Raw genomic sequence first — 14,956 nt, 5'->3', positions numbered from 1 at the left:
AGCAGGCGGCGACCTGGGACCAGGTCGAGACCGGGAGTGGTCTCTTCGTCCGGCAGTCCAACCCGACAAGGAGGTCAGGATGGAATGGCTGCTGCTGACCAGCGGGCCGCATCAGGGCAAGAGCTTGCCCGAGGTGTTCTTGCAGGACGCAGGCTACGTGGTGCAGGCTGTCGAGCGCGGCGAGCTTCAGGGCGCGCTGCTCGACCAGGCTCGCGAGGTCTGCCGCCTGGCGGCCCGGGTGCGCGCCCCGGTCCAGGACGGCGAGGACGTGGACGTGGTGGTCTTCTACCGGCTCCTTCCGGACGGTCAGTACGGCGGCCACTCGGTGGTCCGGAAGAGTGACCGCAAGCTGTCCAGCCACCGCCGCTTCTCCCAGGCTGAGACCGACTGCTGCTTCGACCTGCTCATGCCGATGCGCATCGCGCCGGCCGACCCGGATGCCCCGATGGCGATGGTCCGGGTGCTGAAGTGGCTGGTGCTGGGGAACCCGCACGCGGTCGTGAGTCGACGGGACTGCGAAGGCTTCTTCGACAACCCTGACAACTTCCTGGTCGAAGCCGAGAGGGGCGCCTGACCATGGACGGACCGAACGCCGAGGCAAGCCGGCTCAGGAAGCCGGCCGTGGTCTTCGACCTGGCTGCCTACCGGAACGCTCTGCTTGGTTGCGACTTCGTCACCAGCACGCTAGGTGGCGCGCCCTGGGTGCTGGGCGTGGTCGTGCGGTGGATGGCAGACGGCTCGCCGCGCCTGGTCATCCGCACCAAGCCGCTCAGCGTACTCCAGCGCAGGTGTTTGCCAACTTCCGTCTGCGAGGTGGAGACAGTCGTCGAGGAGTGTGGATGAAGCAGCCACGGGCCGTGTCGAGAGGTGACCAGAAGGCCATCTCGGTGGGCTACGAACTGCTGACTCTTCAGCACGCCGTCGAAGCCGCCGCCGCACTGGTCGAAGCCGGGTCGGCTGACCTGGATGGCAGGGCGGAGCATCAGGTCTTGGCCGTGCTGGCGCTGGTCGGCTGCCGGCTACGTGACCTGGGCCGTGCCGTGGGCGGCCACCTCGACCCTGCTGTTCTCTGGGCACCTCACAACGCGGCCCTGGACGGCATCAGGGGAGGGGAGGACCGAGACGTCGTGCTGCCACCATCCCCCGACCGCGCCAGGGGCTCGGCACGTCAGAAGTGAGGCCGCTACCTGGTCGTGGGGCGCGGCCGCCGAGGCCGCCCGGGCTTGGCGGGCGCAACCTTGACCCGCCGAAGCAGCACCCCAGGTTCAACGTCCAGAGCGACGGCCAGCCGGACGAAGGTGTCGAACCGCAGCATCACCGAGCCGCGCTCCACCCGCCGCAGGAAGCGAACGTCCAAGTCGGCCGCCTCGGCCATCTTTTCTTGAGTGAGACCCTTGCGCGCCCGGAGCCGCTGCACGTTGGAGCCGATGAACTGGAGGTAGGTGAGGACCGGGGCGCCGACCATCCTGACGCCGGTAGCTGACCGGGACGAACAATAACCGGGCTGTAAGTAGCCCGGTTGCTTGACTGACTACATTTCCAGCCGGTACACACTCAGGTACACGTACACTGCGTCGTGGGAGGGGACAGTCATGCTGGAGGTCGATGGGGGGTTGCTATGGGTCTGGTTCGGCCCGGTGCTTGTCGTCGGGCTCTACTGGTGGTTCGCTCGTGGTCGCCTACTCGGGTTCGTCTACTGCTGGGCGGCCACGCTGGGGACGGCGAGCCTCGTCGGACTGTTGTTTCCTGACAGCGAACGTTCGCTCAGGGCTGCGGTTTCGCTTTTGGCCACTTTGCCGGTCTCCATCGCCATGCTGTACTTGGGGACCCGCCTCTCGCCCAAGGGTAGCAAGGTCTGTCCAGCGTGCGCTGAACACGTGAAGAGGAAGGCCACGGCCTGCAAGCACTGCGGCCACACGTTCCAGCCTGGTGAAGGCATGGAACAGAAATCGGCAACGCACAGAATCTGGCCACAGTGGTGAGCACCACGCGACCTTGGTCGCCATGCTCCACGCCGCTCGCGACATGGTCGGCGCTGGGTTGCCGGTGGCCGAGACCAAAGCCAGCGCGATGCTGTCGCTGCGGCGCGTGACGCTGCCGTCCGGGGTGCGCCCAATCACGCCATCGCGCCGGCGGCTCTGAAGGTTGCCCGGGTAGCTCGGACGAAAGAGGCACCAGGCTGCGATGTAACCTACGTGGTTGACTTGGTTCAGGTGAAGGGGCGCCGATGGCGTTACCGGCGTTGAAACCGGACGGTACTTCCAGAAGAGCGCCTCGTGTCCAACGGAGGAGTAAGTCAGATGCGATTCGGTGTGCTGTCAATCGTAATGCTTGGCGTCATCATGGCGTGCAAGAAGCCACAGCAATCGGCGGGACAGGGCCCGGCACTCTGTTCCCTGGAGGGACTGACTCGCCTGAAGGAAGCCGGTGCAGGCCAGGATGTGCTCGCGAAGACCTGCCCGCAGTCGGGGTCCCCCGAGGCAAAGAGCGACCCCGGAGCACAGCCAACGCCCCCGCAGCCGACGACATGGAAGGTGCAGCCGACAGAGCTGTCAGTCATCAAGGCTGACCCCCCCAGCTACCTTGAGAAGCCAACGCTGGTGTTCGTGGCCGTGAAGCCAAGTGACTACTTCAATTATGGTTATCGTGATACCCGAAATTCACACTTCGCGTTTGAAATGCGGCCCGCCCTCGATGACGGACGAGTTGGTTCGGACCAACTGTATGGATATGCAGCGAGGTCGTGGGCGCGCCCGTTCTTTGAGGCTGTAAACAACCAACTCGAAGGAGGAAAGTACCGGTACGCGACGGCAACTTTAATCGTGGCCTACTCAAAAAGGCGTTACGACGGGCAATCTGCCGACCATGTCGAGATTCTCGCTGCCGAGGTGGGCCAGAAATTCGACATGGACCCCGGGCCGCTGATGGAGAAGTACGCTCAGGCGGCGGGCACAGAAGCAAAGGTCAAGGCCGCGAAGGACAAGGCGCGGCAGCAGGCTCGTGCGAAATGCCCGGATGAGAAGATGAGACGCATTTTCGCACAGAATTGCGCAGGGCTGTACGTCGGGAACCGGATATTTGGTGGGAAGGCGCCGGAGTTCGACGTTGACTACTTCTGTCGTTGCGCCGCGAACAGGGTAGACTTGGACTGGGCCCGGCAGATTCACGAGGGCTGTGCGATTCCAGACACTGCTGCGCTCGTCGACTTTTTGGATTCGGACAGCGTCGTGCTGGCTTGCCGGCGGTGAGCATCATCGCTTGCGTGGGAGGCGCATCGCCGCCGACATCGAAGCCAGGGTCGGGACCTGAAGGTCGGGGCGGGCAGGTGAGAAGGTCGCTTCGGGAGCATGCAGTCATCGGAGCCCTGTTGGGCGGACTCGACCAGTTACGAACGGCGCTAAGGGAGGGGAGGTCGCCATGAAGCGGAAGGGCTGGGCAGTCTTGCTGCTTTGCACCGGTGTAGTACTGCTGCCGAGAGCAGCGCGCGCGGCACTCAGCGAGAGGGAGCAGCAGTTCATCTCGCAGACTACAGAAGCCATGGATCGGATAAGCGCTGCTGCTGTAGACGTCACCAGTTGCATGCAGCAATCAAAAAGCCCCTGGCTCGACTGCATGTCGCAGGCCGCAGAATTCAAGTCGGTTGCTGAGGCAAATCTCGAAGTTTTCGGGAATGCGCGAGCGCCACGCGGGCTTGAGCCGTTTCGTTTGAAGGTGGTGGCGGCGTTTCGGTCGTCTTCGCGCGCTGGCCAACTCATGCTGGATGGCTTGCGCAAGCAATCGGCGAGCAACCTTGTTGCATTTCAGGAGGAGAACAAGGAGAGCGCGCGACTGTTCATGGATTCGCAGAAAGAGTTGCAGAGGGTGTTAAATAAAGATTCGCGCCGCTAGCGAAAGTCTTCGGTGAATAGTGTGAACACGAATATGTGGCGTGTCCTTCTTGCTCTGCTGCTGGTTGCATGTCGCTCGGGAGAAAGTGGCCCGAACAAGAGCGAGGCGGCAACGCCTGTCTCGCAACAACATGGTCCCTCGGCGGAGGAACAGGCCCGGTTGGAAGAGGAACGCCTGCTTCAACAGCATGCTGCGTACGTGGCGTCTCTTGCCGCAGTGGACTTCAGGAGCCTCCGAACCTTCGACCAAAAAACCGCGCCCTTGGGCCTTACGGTCGAGCAGTTGAAGGCCAGACGTTTCAAGTGCCGTGTCAGGCGAGAGGGCGGGGAGCATATGGCCATTGCTCTGACCGGGTATAGTCCGCCGTGGGAAGCGCTGTTCCCTGTTGAGGCGGGAGCCTATGTGGGTCTGCGCCGGAAGGACTTAGTCTTCCACTCGCTGGACCAGCGAGTTGCTACAGCGTACACGCTCGACTGCTCGCGGTCGTGGGATGACTTTGGGCACACCGCCTATGCGATGGCGCTCAAGTCGACGGGAGAAATATTCGCCGTTGCTAAGACAGTGGACGTGAATGCGGCTGACCGGGCCGCGGCGTTCGATATCGTGGCGGGTGCGCTGAAGGAACAGTGCACCGGAACGATGGGCTCAGTGCATGAAGCGACGAGCGCATCGCTTGAACGGAAGATGCCAGTGCGAGCGACCTACTGTGACCAGGGGTCGGTTCGTATCGTCATTTCAAACGGGTCTGCTCCAATCGCGCCTGAACTGAATTGCGAAGTGGCCTACGTGGACCGCCTGTTGTGGGACAAGTACTTGAAGGCCTCTCGGGAGGCCATCAAGGCGGAGAATGAAGCCCAGGCAAAGTCCTTAAAGAAGGCGCTGTAGCTGCCGGGGAAACCGCTCGATGGCCAGCGCCATCCAGACTGGGTCCTGGAACTCGGCCGGCTGGGGGAACTGGTGCTGTCGTTCCTGAGAGCTGTCTCGACACCAACCGCTCCGTCCGCCGCTGCTGGTGGCTCGACCGGCTTCACCGCTCCATGGTCAGCGCCATCCAGACCGTGCTGGAACTCGACCGCCTCGGCGTGCCGGTGCTGTCGGTCCGCGAGGGCTGGCTGGACACGAGCGGTCCGGCCCGGCCGCTTCTGGTGGCCATCTTCGGCTGGGTGGCCGAGCAGGAGCGGACCCGCCTCATCGAGCGGACCAAGGCTGGACTGGAACGGGCCCGCCGGCAAGGCAAGCGGCTTGGCCGCCCTCCAGCGTCGCAGGTCCTGCTGCACGCCGCCCGCGACCTCGTACTTGCCGGTGTCCCCGTCGCGGAGGCGGCACGGCGCAAGGGCGTGTCGCGCGCGACGTTGCAGCGGTTCCTGCACGCCGCTCGCGCATCGGCATGATGCTGCCAGGTGAGCGAGCTTGCGCGGTCTGGCAAGCCTTAGTCGCTACCTGGGCTTGACTACCCAGAGCAGCTCGATGGCCTGCCCGGGGACACCAGGGGTCGTGGTGAGCCGATAAGCGTTCTCGGCGCCGCAGTGCCGGCACACCAGGATGCGGTCACGGTCGCGGTATCGGTTGAGGTCGAAGTCCTCGCCCTTCGTCCGCATGTCCTTCCCGCAGGCCATGCAGTAGGCGGGCGTCTCGAAGTCCTTTGGCGGGCACTTCGTGCAGCGACCGTCCGGGCCAATGAGCGAGATGTCCGACTGCTTCTTGATGTGCTCGCAGGGCTTCACGCGCAGGCAGCCGGCGAACGTGTGGAACGTGACGGTGCCGTCTGAGTGGCGCTCGGAGTTCCCCTCGACCGACCGCTCACAATCGCACTTGGCGGGCATGGCCTACGCCCCGCCCGCGCGCACGTGTAGCTCTGCTTTGTGCCCCAAGGGAATCCACACCACCCGCACCACCTCGTAACGCTCCCCGTGACTGTCCGTTTCCACGATGTCTCCGACCCGAGGCACCGAGGCCATCGGCACGTCGAGGAGCAGCTCCTGGCGCTCATCCACGTCGTACACGGACACGCTCGTGAGGAGCGGGCCGCTGATGACTTGCCTACCAGTAGCTACTTGTGTCGCCATGATGTTCCTCCGTTCTCGCAGGCTCCGGGGCGTCGGGGCATCATGCCCGAGGGGTCCGACACTGAGCGCAAGTCGCGCAGCCGCCCGGCGGGTGGCGCAGGGGACCCCTGCTCAAAAACCCCCACCCGCCGCCCTCCGCAAGAGCACCGAGTTAAAGCCCGTGTTCGCCGGCCGGTTCTCGATGCTCAGAATCGGTCGATTCTGGGCTAGGCGTACCTGGGTGAGCATGGTGTACATGGGGAAGTCCGCCCGGAGCCTCCATGCCTGAGTGGTCTTCCTACAAAGCAAGCACCTACAGACCGGCGGAGCCGCTGAATTGGGTGTCCCACGTCACCCACCTAGACACTGCGGCGCTGCTGCTGAGGGACTGGCAGCTTCGGGCAGGCCCGGTCTACGACCACAGCAAGCTGAACACCAGGCGAATTCATGTCGTCTGGGTGTCTCCGAACGACTGGGCGGGCGCCGGGGGGTTCCGGTACGGAAACGTCCGCTTCCGCTTCGACTGGGCAACGCTTGTCGCCGGGGCGAAGTACTACTGGGTTGAGGCCGTCACAAGTTACAAGCCGACCGCGACACGCATCCTTGTCACCACTCACGACCGGGACGGGGACCCGACGCTCATCCCGTACAACCCGGCGGCGGGCGACGGTCCGTGGGTGACGGACGCGGCGGGGAAGCACTTCTGGAACCCAGAAGTCTGTCTAGAAGTGATGGTGGAGCGGAGCATCCCCCTCACGTCCGCGACGCGCATCGACTTCGTGCGCCACCACGAGAACCGGTGCTGCATCGCTCCGAAGGTCTGCCCGGACTCCGGGGTGGAGGCTGACCGAGCGAGTGCGCGGTTCTTGGCGGCGGCGACCCTGGCGAGCACGAAGCCATTCGAGCCGCATCCCCTCGTCGGCGACTTCGGAGGCGAGCCGACGAGAACGGTGCGGGACGCCTGGGACAACCTGCTGCGCTACCTCTCTTCTCGGAGGCTCGTCGCGGCCGGGACCATCACGGCCGAGGCACCGGCAGCAGGAGCCCTCGCACGCGGCGTTCTGGCTGCCTTCGCTCGCGGCGACGATGAGTGGCGCGTGCTCGGGGCCTTGTTCGCTTCCAAGCCAGACCTTGTCAGCGCGGTGCGAGCGGCTGTCGCTCGAGGACTCAGCATCTCGTCTGAGTCCGCGCTGCCGCTCGACTGACATCCGGTCACGCCTCAAGCCATGGGAGGCAGGAAGCAAGTGTTGAATCCCTCCATCGCGGCGGCAAGGTCGAGGCGCTCACCCCACTTCGCGATGCGCTCGTCCTCAGGCTTATTCCAGAACGCGGTGACCTGGTCGTCTGCAAGCGTCCCCCAGAGGTCTGGGCGGTCCAGGACGCGAGTGACCGCGTAGCGCGCCAGCGCCTCCGATTCGTGGGCTCGACGGAACAGGCGGTGCAGGTCCTCGCGAGGTGGTAGCTGCGGCTCAAGGTCGGCAGACCAGTGGCGGAAGTGCTCAGTGGCGTTCCGAATCAGGTAAAGCTCGCGGCAGACATCCGTGTCCCCTGTCATGAGAGTGCGGCAGCGATCCCGGAACTCCCGGTTGCCTGACGACCGGATGATGCCATCTACAGCCCGCACGAACTGATGGATGCGCTCGTCCAAGACCCGCTCTGTGAGCGCCTTGAAGAACGTCGCGAGGGTGCGCGAGAGAAGGAAGCGGTTGGTTGGTGGCTGGGTGTGGAACGCTTCGATGCGGAGGGCCAGTTCAGCAGCCCGCCGCAGTTCCCCCTCGTGGATGTGCGCCCACCCGAACCCGTCCGGGCGCACGACTCTGACGGTCTCGCCGAGGCTACGCACATCGATGGTTCCATCGACGTTCGCTCCGGAGATGCGCGAACCCGTTCCCTCGAAGCTCGGCCGAGCAGCGATGAGCAGGCCGGAGAAGAGGGCGTCCACGCGACTTGTAAGCGTCTCGTTCTCGCGGTCCAGTACCTTAGGGCGCTCGCTCGCCCCGACCGCAACGAGCAACAGACTCGCCTCTTGGATTTCGTCCGTGCGGAGGGTTCCCAACCACTTCCGCCAGTAGTCAGGCAGGTCCAACGCATTGCCCGGGACTGCTAAGAACCCGTTTCCGAGGTCGAGTGGAGCCTTGACGTTCGTTGTTGCGTTGAGCCCGATGAGTCCGTACTTGGCACCGCGTTCTAGAGGGAGCTTCATGCTCCTAGCGTACCCTCAACCTTTGCCGTGGTCCTGCCGCTGGCCACCCACGGGCGGCATCGTGGCTTCCGCCTCCACGCCGCCTCCACGGGTCGTCGCTCATCGGCTGCGGTGACGAGCGAGGCACGGCCGAGGTCAAGGTCCAGCGGATGCCAGCCGTCGAGCGGGCTCCTGTTGTGGCCGCTCACGCTCGTTGATGGAGAGGCGGACTGCCTGGCCGCTATCCATCTGCGGGGTGAGCGGTGCGCTCTCCGGGGCTGTCGGATGTCGGAGAGAAGATGGTCGGATGTCTGATTCGACATCGTGTGAGGTAGCTCCGATGCCCACGGCCAAGTGCCCCACCTGCGGATGGGCCCTGAGGGCCGGGAGGTGCCGGAACAAGCACTCAACGACCAAGCCATGGCAGCTTGTCGCCTGGCGCCGGCGTCGAGCCGAAATCATCTCCCGGACACCAGTCTGCGAGTGGTGCGGCATCTCCTTCGACCCGCCACGCCGACCTGCCGCCGTGCACCATGAAAAAGAACGCTACGCGCTACCAGAAGGCTTCCCCGACTGGACCTCGTACATGGCGATGCACGCTGATGAGGTGGTCGTCATTTGCAAGCCTTGTCATCTGAGGTGGCACAGGAGCCACCGGAGACCCGGCGACGCAAGAGATGTTGGCGAGCCCTGCCGAGTCTGCGGCGGGCCCAAGAATGCTCGGTATGCCATCTGCTACCGGTGCCACCTCCGCAGGGAGGAGTTGATGGACAAGGACTGCATGGCCATGGAGGGTGGACTGCCGCTGGCGCCGGCCGAGGAGGCGGAACTGGCCTTGTTGAGGGGGGACGCGGCGCCAGAAAGGCAGGTCGCCTGGAACGAAGACTGAGAGGTAGAACCTGGCGTAGTAGCGGGGTCTGTCACCACGCTGGCCAGAGTCCGAGCCAGAGGAGGATGATGCGCCCATGCCGAACCCCATCGAACTCCTCCAGGACGAGGCGCTTGCTGCCTGCAAGGCGGCCACCGGACCTTGCGCGACCTGCCAGGCAGAGCGGCTGCTCCACGGTGAGGGCCAGGACCGCGCCTACCCCGTGGTCCAGCGGGCACCGCCCTGGCCGGTCAAGGTGATGGCCGTCATGGAGGCGCCGAATCGGTCCGATACGTTCGACGAGGGCAAGAGAAGACTGACTGTCGAGGCTGACACCGACCCTACGGGCTCGTTCATGTGGGAACTGCTCGACTCAGTCGGGCTCGGCACTGACCAGGTGCTGTTCACCAACTCAGTTCTGTGCCTGCCGGCCAAGAGGCAGGGAGGGAAGTACCCCGTCTCGGCGCGACAGCAGGACCTGTGCTCCAAGTGGCTCGGCCGGTTCATCGAGGTGGCTGACCCAGCCGTCATCATCACCTTCGGGGGTGTGGCGCTTCAGGCGATGGCTCGGCTGGAGCATCACCGGCTTGCCCTGCGGGACGCCGGCAAGCTCCACCCCTGGGGCGGCCGGCAACTGCTACCGCTGTATCATCCTGGTCTGCTGGGTCGCGTTTCGCGGCCGGCGGAGAAGCAGAAGCAGGACATCCTAGTGCTGCGGGAGTTCCTGGGGAGGGGCCAGTGATAGACGCCTCCTTGGTGCAGGAGGTCATGCGTCAGCATCCAGAGGGCGCACGGCTGGTGCTGCGAGCAGGCGGGGACGAGGGCTGGTCCGTTGTGGCCTGCTCCATCGGATTCCAGTGGGGCCGCACGCCCGTCTTCGCCTACTTGGTGCCGGTACCTGACGGGCCTCCGTTCTGGGAGGAGGGCCGGGTCTACGTCGAGCACCTGACCAGGCGCGGCACCTGCTGGCTCATCGGCTGCCGGGACGAGCGCGGCACGACTGAAGTCGAGGTCCAGGCGCTGCGCGGGGACGAAGCGGTTGCTGTGCGCTGCTGGCGTGATGCCCTGCCGGAGGAGGTCCTGGACGACATGGACACCGCCATGCGGTCGATGCTGGACCCGAGGGCGCTGTAGGGCCGTAGCAAGCGAGAGGGGCAGCTACAGCGAGACCCCAAGCGCCTTGACAAGGAGCGGCGCGACCCGAGCCATGAACCACGGCTCCGGGTTTAGCGGCTGCGGGGAGAAAAAGTCCCACTTCTCGCCGCGCGTCTTGGGCTCGAACCCGAGGTGTTCGGGGACCACAACGTGTGGCAGGTCTTCCAGCCACACGGCGCCTGCGCCGAAGGCCTGCTTCAGTCCAGCCTCGTACGTCTTGTCCACGCCCTCCGCCTCGTGTTGCCGGACGAGGTGCTGGAATCCAACCACCAAGACGCGGCCTGCGCCCGGCTCGCGAGGCATGTTGAGGACGGCGTTCCGGACCTCCGCGATGACCCTGGAGACCCGCTTCTCAGACGTGTCGGTCAAGCCCGCCTGGTACGACCGGTCCTTGCGTTCGACGAGCACCGTGTCTCCGAATTTGGTCACCCAGCGGATGTCGTGGCCGCGTACTCCCTTGCCGTTGATGGACACGATGCGACCGCCGCCCGCCTGTACGAGCCGGCCTGCGAAGACCAACGTGCCGATGCCTCCGGGGAGCTTCCGCTCGACGTTGGTCTCCTTGGTGTCCTCGCCCAGCACCTCGTCGTCGATGAAGCTCCCGTCCACCCAGTCGATGGCATGACTCCCGTGCAGTGCGCGGATGGCCCAGGCGAGGCGAAACAGCACCGCGCTAGCGTGGAGGTGATGCCGAGCGACTTCGCTGTCGAGGCTCTCGACGGACTTGGCGGGGCTATGCAGGTCGAGCTTCTCGGATGTGGCCAGTAGCTGGCCCAGCGTCGAGTTGGGCTTCGTGCGCCGGCCCCACCGGTCTTCGAGGAACCAGCGGACGATGCGGACGTCACGCTGGAGTAGTTCCTGGAGGTCCCCGGCCCCTGTCTGTGGGGTGACCTCGCCCTCCGGCTGAAGCATGCGCGGTGCTGGACGCGAGTGCGCTGCTGGGGCCGGCTGGCGGTGGGAGCGCCCGGGCGAGCGAGCGCTCGGCGTTACTAAAGTGTTACCAATGTTCCGCCAAAGGGGACGAAGGGCGGCTAAGGGGGTCGAAGCCGAGGTCCAGAACCCCCTCTATTTACTGGGTTCCGGGTCTCCGGGGTCGCCTGGGTTGGCCCCTTCCGGAGAATTAAAAGGCCGATGCTCTACCATTGAGCTAGCGCCCCGGGCTGCGCGCCACCTCCGCCGCAGGGTGGCCGGAGGCTAGATATCACGCCCCGGGGGGACTGTTGCAGCCGACGACGCGCCGGGTGGCCCTGGCGGGGAGCGCCGGAAATGGAAAGGGGCGGGCCCCGGAGGGCCCGCCCCGAACCTCGACCAGGAGCCGTCAGGCTCCGGGCCTCACGTCGCTAGAACCCGTGCACGTCGCCGATGGGGGCCATCGCGCCGGGGCCGTGGCAGAGCAGGCACTGCTCGACCGAGGTGGCGCCCGTCGTGGTGAACGAGGCGGCGCCGCTCGGGGTGAGCGAGGCGCGCGACGCGTAGAACGAGCCGCCGTTGGCCTTCATGTGCGCCTTGTCCTGGGTGCTGTCGTGGCAGGCCACGCAGGCGGCGGTGACGGGAGAGGTGACGAGCGAGGCGGCGGCGGCCTGGGTCGGGACGCCGGCCGCGCTCACGCTGTAGCCCGTGCCGTAGCTGGTGACGCCGTCGGTCGTGACGTACGGCGAGAACTCGAAGTTGATCGTCGTGTCGGCGCCGTTGAAGGTGCCCGTCGCGGCGGTGCTCCAGAGCAGGTTCGCCATGAGCGAGTCGGTGTAGACCTGCTTGTTGGACGCCACAGCGCTGAAGTCGTACGTGCCGGGGTAGTGGCAGGCCTGGCAGTTGTTCAGCGCGCTCGGGAAGCCGACGTCACCGTAGTTGTCGGTGGGCGAGCTGGCGTGCCAGTTGAACGCGACCGAGCGGACGCGCCCGCCGTGGATGGCGTGGATGAAGTCCTTGGAGTTGGCGGCCCAGCCGTAGCTCGTCTTGTTCGGCGTGTGGCAGAACGCGCAGGTGGGGCCGTCGTTGCGCTGGCCGGCGTGGAACGTCGGGGCGACGCCGAGGAACGAGTGGCAGTTGTTGCAGGCCGCGTTGTTGACGATGGAGCGGCGGCCGGTGAAGCCGGTGGCCACCTTCGTCACGTCCGGCGCCGGCACGAGCAGGCCGCCCACGCGGGTGGTGGAGTTGTACGGGTAGGCCGACAGGTCGATCTCGGTGAGCGGCTGGGTGTCCTTGGTGAGATCGGTCTTGTTGAGGCCGTAGGTGTAGCCGACGCCGCCGGTCAGGAGGGTGGTGCCGGCCGGGATGGTGGTGCCGGTCAGGGTCACGGTGTAGTAGCCGCTGCTGTCCGGGCCGGTCAGGGTGGCGGTGGTGGCGGCGTAGGTGCCGTTCCAGATCCGCTTGATGTAGGCGCTCGCGGCCGCGTTGAAGTCGGCCGGGGCGGTGACGCCGTCCTGCGGCTCGCCGTAGGCGAAGTAGACGCTCGGGGAGCCGACGAACCCGTTGATGAGCTCGGTGGTCACGCCCGCGGCGTAGGTGTTGAACACCACGTCCGTGGTGGTCCCGCCGACCGTCGACTTGAGCTTGAAGACGATGTAGGGGTTGAGCTTGCCGTCGGTGGTCACGCCCACGCTCTTGACGTCATAGGTGATCTGGGCGGCGCCGGTCGGGACCGCGTTGGCGGCCGCGACGAAGGCGGCGTTGGTGTTGGCGTTGGTGCCGCCGAGGAGCACGACGTTCGGGTCGGGGTTGACCACCGGGACGTGGTAGGCCTGCACCTTGTTCGGGAAGTGGCAGGCGGTGCAGCTGGTGTCGTCCGAGTAGGTGCCGCCCTGGTGGTTGCACTTGCTCGTGCCGCCCATGGTGTTGCCGGCGGTGGTGACGCCAGTGGTCACGTTGAACCCGCTCACCTGGCAGGTGGCGGTGCCGGCGCCGGTGAAGTCCACCGCGTCATGGCAGGAGCCGCAGGCCGCGCGGGACGGGCGGCTGTACGCCTGGCCGCCCTGGGCGGCGCCCTTGTGGCAGGCGTCGCAGTTGCGGAGATCCTGCGGGTAGGTGGCGGCGATGCCGTGGAACTGGTTCGCGGTCTGGATGTTCTTGCCGTTGTGGATCCGGTGCACGAAGACCGAGGCGTCGGCCGCGGGGTTCGAGGTGCGGCCCGGGTTGTGGCAGATGTCGCAGTACGCGGCCTGGTTGCGGCCGCCGCCGTGGAACGGCGCGTTCGCGGCGCCGGGGTAGAGGCCGCCGCCCTCGGGCTTGAAGCCGGCGTGGCAGGCGTTGCAGGCGGTGGTCGAGGCGACCTCGCGCTTCACGACCGTGCCGCTGCCGGCCGGGATGAAGTCGTACTCCTGGTTCACGGTGGTGAACGTCGCCGAGTCGTACGGGTTGTTGGTGTCGGTCTGGCGGGAGGCCTGGATCCAGACGACGTGGGTGTTGCTCGCCTTGGTCGAGTCGAGCGCGGCGGAGGCCGGGAAGGTGTAGGTGTAGTCGCCGGCGCTGGTGCCGTTCTCCACCAGGGTGCCGGAGCTGGCGGCGGTCGGGTCGAACGCCGTGGGCTGGGCCGGGGTGCCGCTCTTCGAGAGGACCGTGTACGGCAGGACGTTGCCGTTCGAGTCCTGGCTCACGTAGGCGATCGAGAAGCGCGGCTTGATCTGGGTGTTGACCGAGTAGGTGGTGCCGGAGAGATCGACCGGGTAGCCCCGGTCGTCCTTGGCGGTGAAGCGGACGGAGACGGTGCCGTCGGCGTTGACCGTCGCGCCGCTCACCGCGATCTTGAGACCGGTGGAGGCGCCGGCGACGCCGTTCTGGCCGTTCGTCCCGTTGGTGCCGTTGGTCCCGTTCGTGCCGGCGGCGCCCGGCGTACCAGCGGCGCCGTCGCTGCCCTTGGCGCCGTCCTTCCCCGCGCAGGCGGTCGTCGCGACGGCGACGAACGCAGCGAGGGCAAGCGCGCGATGCTTGTGCGTTTGCGTCATTACCTTGAACTCCGACTAGAGGTGTCTTCCCGTGCCTCGCCGGCCGGGGGTGACCGGCGAATGCGAGCCCCGCGTCTGCGACTTCCGCGCCACTGCGAGGGAGCCCTCGGCCTCCTCCGTCCGAGCGCTTTCGCGCTTCACTCCGTGCGTACTCGAGCGATCCGGTCGGTCGGTCCTTCGCCGGTCCGCGGCGAGGAATTCCCCCGAAGTGGTCACTCGATTTTGGAGTCGCTCCATCCCGAGATCGGTTTGCAGGATTTTGGCGGTCCGCGGGCCGGGGACACACACCGTGAACGACCGCTGAAGGAGGCGACATGGGTCGCCGCAAACCCTGAGCGTGCAGGACCTGCGGAATATCGTCAGGTCGCTCCACGGGTGCGCAAAAATTGCCTCGGCTGCGCGTTTCGGCCTCCGTGTGAGTTCAGGTGGGGGTAAGGTGTCATCTCCATGACTCAGAAATCCGCCCGCCTCGCCGCGCTCCTCGTGATCGCCTCCGGCTGCGCCCACCGGGTGCTGGAGCGCCCACCCCCGCTCGACCTCCGGGACCGGCAGCGGGCGGAGGCGGCGGCCTGCTGGAGCGGGAAGCTGCCCTACTGGCTCGACGACGCGGCGCTCGCCGACGCGGCGCAGCGGGACGGCCGCGAGGGCGACGCCAGCCGCGCCAACGAGAGCTTCGAGCCCGGCACGGCCATGCGGGCGGCCAGTCCGCCGCCGCTGGGGCGCGCCGGCACCGGCGGCCGGCACCAGTCCGCCTTGCTGTCGGAGCGCCGCGAGTTCCAGGACCGTTGCGCGCTGCTCCGCGCAGAGCAGCCCCGGTTGCGCTGATCTTCCCGGTCCCGGGGGTCGGCCACGCCGGGGGCCCTCGCGCGCGGCGCGC

Annotated in this window: 20 protein-coding genes; 14 read left to right on the top strand and 6 right to left on the bottom strand. The window is 66.4% G+C overall.

From position 1 onward, the window contains the following. The first annotated feature begins 79 nt into the window (after positions 1-79). Genes AMPC_RS06850 through AMPC_RS06840 form a run of 3 tightly spaced genes read left to right on the top strand, consistent with a single transcriptional unit; the run spans position 80 to position 1,178 of the window. Entirely contained in the window at positions 80-574 is a 495-nt protein-coding gene (locus tag AMPC_RS06850) for a hypothetical protein (RefSeq protein ID WP_248345404.1), read from the top strand. Positions 575-576: 2 nt separating this feature from the next. Beyond that, the gene (locus tag AMPC_RS06845; RefSeq protein WP_248345403.1) at positions 577-843 is read left to right on the top strand and encodes a hypothetical protein; all 267 of its coding nucleotides are present in this window, start codon (positions 577-579) and stop codon (positions 841-843) included. Then, positions 840-1,178, top strand: coding sequence for a hypothetical protein (locus AMPC_RS06840; protein ID WP_248345402.1), 339 nt, complete (start codon positions 840-842; stop codon positions 1,176-1,178). The genes AMPC_RS06845 and AMPC_RS06840 overlap by 4 nt, the downstream gene beginning before the upstream one ends. A gap of 5 nt (positions 1,179-1,183) precedes the next feature. On the opposite strand, the gene AMPC_RS06835 is transcribed toward AMPC_RS06840, so the two are convergent. Next, positions 1,184-1,465, bottom strand: coding sequence for a helix-turn-helix domain-containing protein (locus tag AMPC_RS06835; RefSeq protein WP_248345401.1), 282 nt, complete (start codon positions 1,463-1,465; stop codon positions 1,184-1,186). A gap of 127 nt (positions 1,466-1,592) precedes the next feature. On the opposite strand from AMPC_RS06835, the gene AMPC_RS06830 reads away from it, so the two are divergent. The 6 genes from AMPC_RS06830 to AMPC_RS06805 all read left to right on the top strand — a co-directional run bounded on the left by AMPC_RS06830 (position 1,593) and on the right by AMPC_RS06805 (position 5,279). After that, positions 1,593-1,982, top strand: coding sequence for a zinc ribbon domain-containing protein (locus AMPC_RS06830; RefSeq protein WP_248345400.1), 390 nt, complete (start codon positions 1,593-1,595; stop codon positions 1,980-1,982). A 13-nt stretch (positions 1,983-1,995) separates the two neighbouring features. Further along, positions 1,996-2,142 (top strand): hypothetical protein, encoded by a 147-nt coding sequence (locus AMPC_RS06825; RefSeq protein ID WP_248345399.1) that lies wholly within the window; start codon positions 1,996-1,998, stop codon positions 2,140-2,142. Positions 2,143-2,300: 158 nt separating this feature from the next. Further along, entirely contained in the window at positions 2,301-3,248 is a 948-nt protein-coding gene (locus tag AMPC_RS06820) for a hypothetical protein (protein WP_248345398.1), read from the top strand. 169 nt (positions 3,249-3,417) lie between these two features. After that, on the top strand, positions 3,418-3,888 hold the full coding sequence (locus AMPC_RS06815) for a hypothetical protein (protein ID WP_248345397.1): 471 nt from the start codon (positions 3,418-3,420) through the stop codon (positions 3,886-3,888). Positions 3,889-4,047: 159 nt separating this feature from the next. Next, the gene (locus tag AMPC_RS06810) at positions 4,048-4,773 is read left to right on the top strand and encodes a hypothetical protein (protein WP_248345396.1); all 726 of its coding nucleotides are present in this window, start codon (positions 4,048-4,050) and stop codon (positions 4,771-4,773) included. A gap of 152 nt (positions 4,774-4,925) precedes the next feature. Then, positions 4,926-5,279: a recombinase family protein gene (locus tag AMPC_RS06805; protein WP_248345395.1), complete on the top strand. Its 354-nt coding sequence runs from the start codon at positions 4,926-4,928 to the stop codon at positions 5,277-5,279. Between the two features lie 45 nt (positions 5,280-5,324). Here the strand turns inward: AMPC_RS06805 and AMPC_RS06800 are convergent, their stop codons facing one another. Continuing rightward, positions 5,325-5,711: a hypothetical protein gene (locus AMPC_RS06800; protein WP_248345394.1), complete on the bottom strand. Its 387-nt coding sequence runs from the start codon at positions 5,709-5,711 to the stop codon at positions 5,325-5,327. Between the two features lie 3 nt (positions 5,712-5,714). Continuing rightward, complete coding sequence (locus AMPC_RS06795) at positions 5,715-5,891, bottom strand: hypothetical protein (protein WP_248345393.1); 177 nt, start codon at positions 5,889-5,891, stop codon at positions 5,715-5,717. Positions 5,892-6,274: 383 nt separating this feature from the next. On the opposite strand from AMPC_RS06795, the gene AMPC_RS06790 reads away from it, so the two are divergent. Then, on the top strand, positions 6,275-7,138 hold the full coding sequence (locus AMPC_RS06790) for a hypothetical protein (RefSeq protein ID WP_248345392.1): 864 nt from the start codon (positions 6,275-6,277) through the stop codon (positions 7,136-7,138). Positions 7,139-7,152: 14 nt separating this feature from the next. Here AMPC_RS06790 and AMPC_RS06785 read toward each other — a convergent pair whose 3' ends face one another. Beyond that, positions 7,153-8,136 carry a hypothetical protein gene (locus AMPC_RS06785; RefSeq protein ID WP_248345391.1) on the bottom strand — a complete coding sequence of 328 codons (984 nt, stop codon included), beginning with the start codon at positions 8,134-8,136 and terminating at the stop codon, positions 7,153-7,155. A gap of 745 nt (positions 8,137-8,881) precedes the next feature. Here AMPC_RS06785 and AMPC_RS20420 point away from each other — a divergent pair. The 3 genes from AMPC_RS20420 to AMPC_RS06775 all read left to right on the top strand — a co-directional run bounded on the left by AMPC_RS20420 (position 8,882) and on the right by AMPC_RS06775 (position 10,117). Further along, complete coding sequence (locus AMPC_RS20420; RefSeq protein WP_256466120.1) at positions 8,882-9,004, top strand: hypothetical protein; 123 nt, start codon at positions 8,882-8,884, stop codon at positions 9,002-9,004. A 76-nt stretch (positions 9,005-9,080) separates the two neighbouring features. Then, complete coding sequence (locus AMPC_RS06780; RefSeq protein ID WP_248345390.1) at positions 9,081-9,725, top strand: uracil-DNA glycosylase family protein; 645 nt, start codon at positions 9,081-9,083, stop codon at positions 9,723-9,725. A gap of 11 nt (positions 9,726-9,736) precedes the next feature. Continuing rightward, a complete protein-coding gene (locus tag AMPC_RS06775; protein WP_248345389.1) occupies positions 9,737-10,117 on the top strand; it encodes a hypothetical protein in 381 nt (126 codons plus the stop codon). 24 nt (positions 10,118-10,141) lie between these two features. Here the strand turns inward: AMPC_RS06775 and AMPC_RS06770 are convergent, their stop codons facing one another. Both AMPC_RS06770 and AMPC_RS06765 read right to left on the bottom strand, forming a co-directional pair. Continuing rightward, positions 10,142-11,050, bottom strand: coding sequence for a hypothetical protein (locus AMPC_RS06770; RefSeq protein ID WP_248345388.1), 909 nt, complete (start codon positions 11,048-11,050; stop codon positions 10,142-10,144). A 428-nt stretch (positions 11,051-11,478) separates the two neighbouring features. Then, positions 11,479-14,079 carry an OmcA/MtrC family decaheme c-type cytochrome gene (locus AMPC_RS06765; RefSeq protein WP_248345387.1) on the bottom strand — a complete coding sequence of 867 codons (2,601 nt, stop codon included), beginning with the start codon at positions 14,077-14,079 and terminating at the stop codon, positions 11,479-11,481. A gap of 447 nt (positions 14,080-14,526) precedes the next feature. Between AMPC_RS06765 and AMPC_RS06760 the strand changes: the two genes are divergently transcribed. Then, positions 14,527-14,904, top strand: a complete 378-nt coding sequence (locus tag AMPC_RS06760) for a hypothetical protein (RefSeq protein ID WP_248345386.1) — start codon at positions 14,527-14,529, stop codon at positions 14,902-14,904. Positions 14,905-14,956: the final 52 nt, after the last annotated feature.

This window comes from Anaeromyxobacter paludicola (assembly GCF_023169965.1).
Taxonomy (GTDB): Bacteria; Myxococcota; Myxococcia; order Myxococcales; family Anaeromyxobacteraceae; genus Anaeromyxobacter_B; species Anaeromyxobacter_B paludicola.
This window is presented reverse-complemented; position numbering and strand designations above follow the sequence as displayed.

What these genes read in the sequence shown, in the direction of transcription:
- AMPC_RS06850 (WP_248345404.1), top strand. Translation starts at nt 80, where the DNA reads ATGGAATGGCTGCTGCTGACCAGCGGGCCGCATCAGGGCAAGAGCTTG.
- AMPC_RS06845 (WP_248345403.1), top strand. Translation starts at nt 577, where the DNA reads ATGGACGGACCGAACGCCGAGGCAAGCCGGCTCAGGAAGCCGGCCGTG.
- AMPC_RS06840 (WP_248345402.1), top strand. Translation starts at nt 840, where the DNA reads ATGAAGCAGCCACGGGCCGTGTCGAGAGGTGACCAGAAGGCCATCTCG.
- AMPC_RS06835 (WP_248345401.1), bottom strand. Translation starts at nt 1,465, where the DNA reads ATGGTCGGCGCCCCGGTCCTCACCTACCTCCAGTTCATCGGCTCCAAC.
- AMPC_RS06830 (WP_248345400.1), top strand. Translation starts at nt 1,593, where the DNA reads ATGCTGGAGGTCGATGGGGGGTTGCTATGGGTCTGGTTCGGCCCGGTG.
- AMPC_RS06820 (WP_248345398.1), top strand. Translation starts at nt 2,301, where the DNA reads ATGCGATTCGGTGTGCTGTCAATCGTAATGCTTGGCGTCATCATGGCG.
- AMPC_RS06815 (WP_248345397.1), top strand. Translation starts at nt 3,418, where the DNA reads ATGAAGCGGAAGGGCTGGGCAGTCTTGCTGCTTTGCACCGGTGTAGTA.
- AMPC_RS06805 (WP_248345395.1), top strand. Translation starts at nt 4,926, where the DNA reads ATGGTCAGCGCCATCCAGACCGTGCTGGAACTCGACCGCCTCGGCGTG.
- AMPC_RS06800 (WP_248345394.1), bottom strand. Translation starts at nt 5,711, where the DNA reads ATGCCCGCCAAGTGCGATTGTGAGCGGTCGGTCGAGGGGAACTCCGAG.
- AMPC_RS06785 (WP_248345391.1), bottom strand. Translation starts at nt 8,136, where the DNA reads ATGAAGCTCCCTCTAGAACGCGGTGCCAAGTACGGACTCATCGGGCTC.
- AMPC_RS20420 (WP_256466120.1), top strand. Translation starts at nt 8,882, where the DNA reads ATGGACAAGGACTGCATGGCCATGGAGGGTGGACTGCCGCTGGCGCCG.
- AMPC_RS06780 (WP_248345390.1), top strand. Translation starts at nt 9,081, where the DNA reads ATGCCGAACCCCATCGAACTCCTCCAGGACGAGGCGCTTGCTGCCTGC.
- AMPC_RS06770 (WP_248345388.1), bottom strand. Translation starts at nt 11,050, where the DNA reads ATGCTTCAGCCGGAGGGCGAGGTCACCCCACAGACAGGGGCCGGGGAC.
- AMPC_RS06765 (WP_248345387.1), bottom strand. Translation starts at nt 14,079, where the DNA reads ATGACGCAAACGCACAAGCATCGCGCGCTTGCCCTCGCTGCGTTCGTC.
- AMPC_RS06760 (WP_248345386.1), top strand. Translation starts at nt 14,527, where the DNA reads ATGACTCAGAAATCCGCCCGCCTCGCCGCGCTCCTCGTGATCGCCTCC.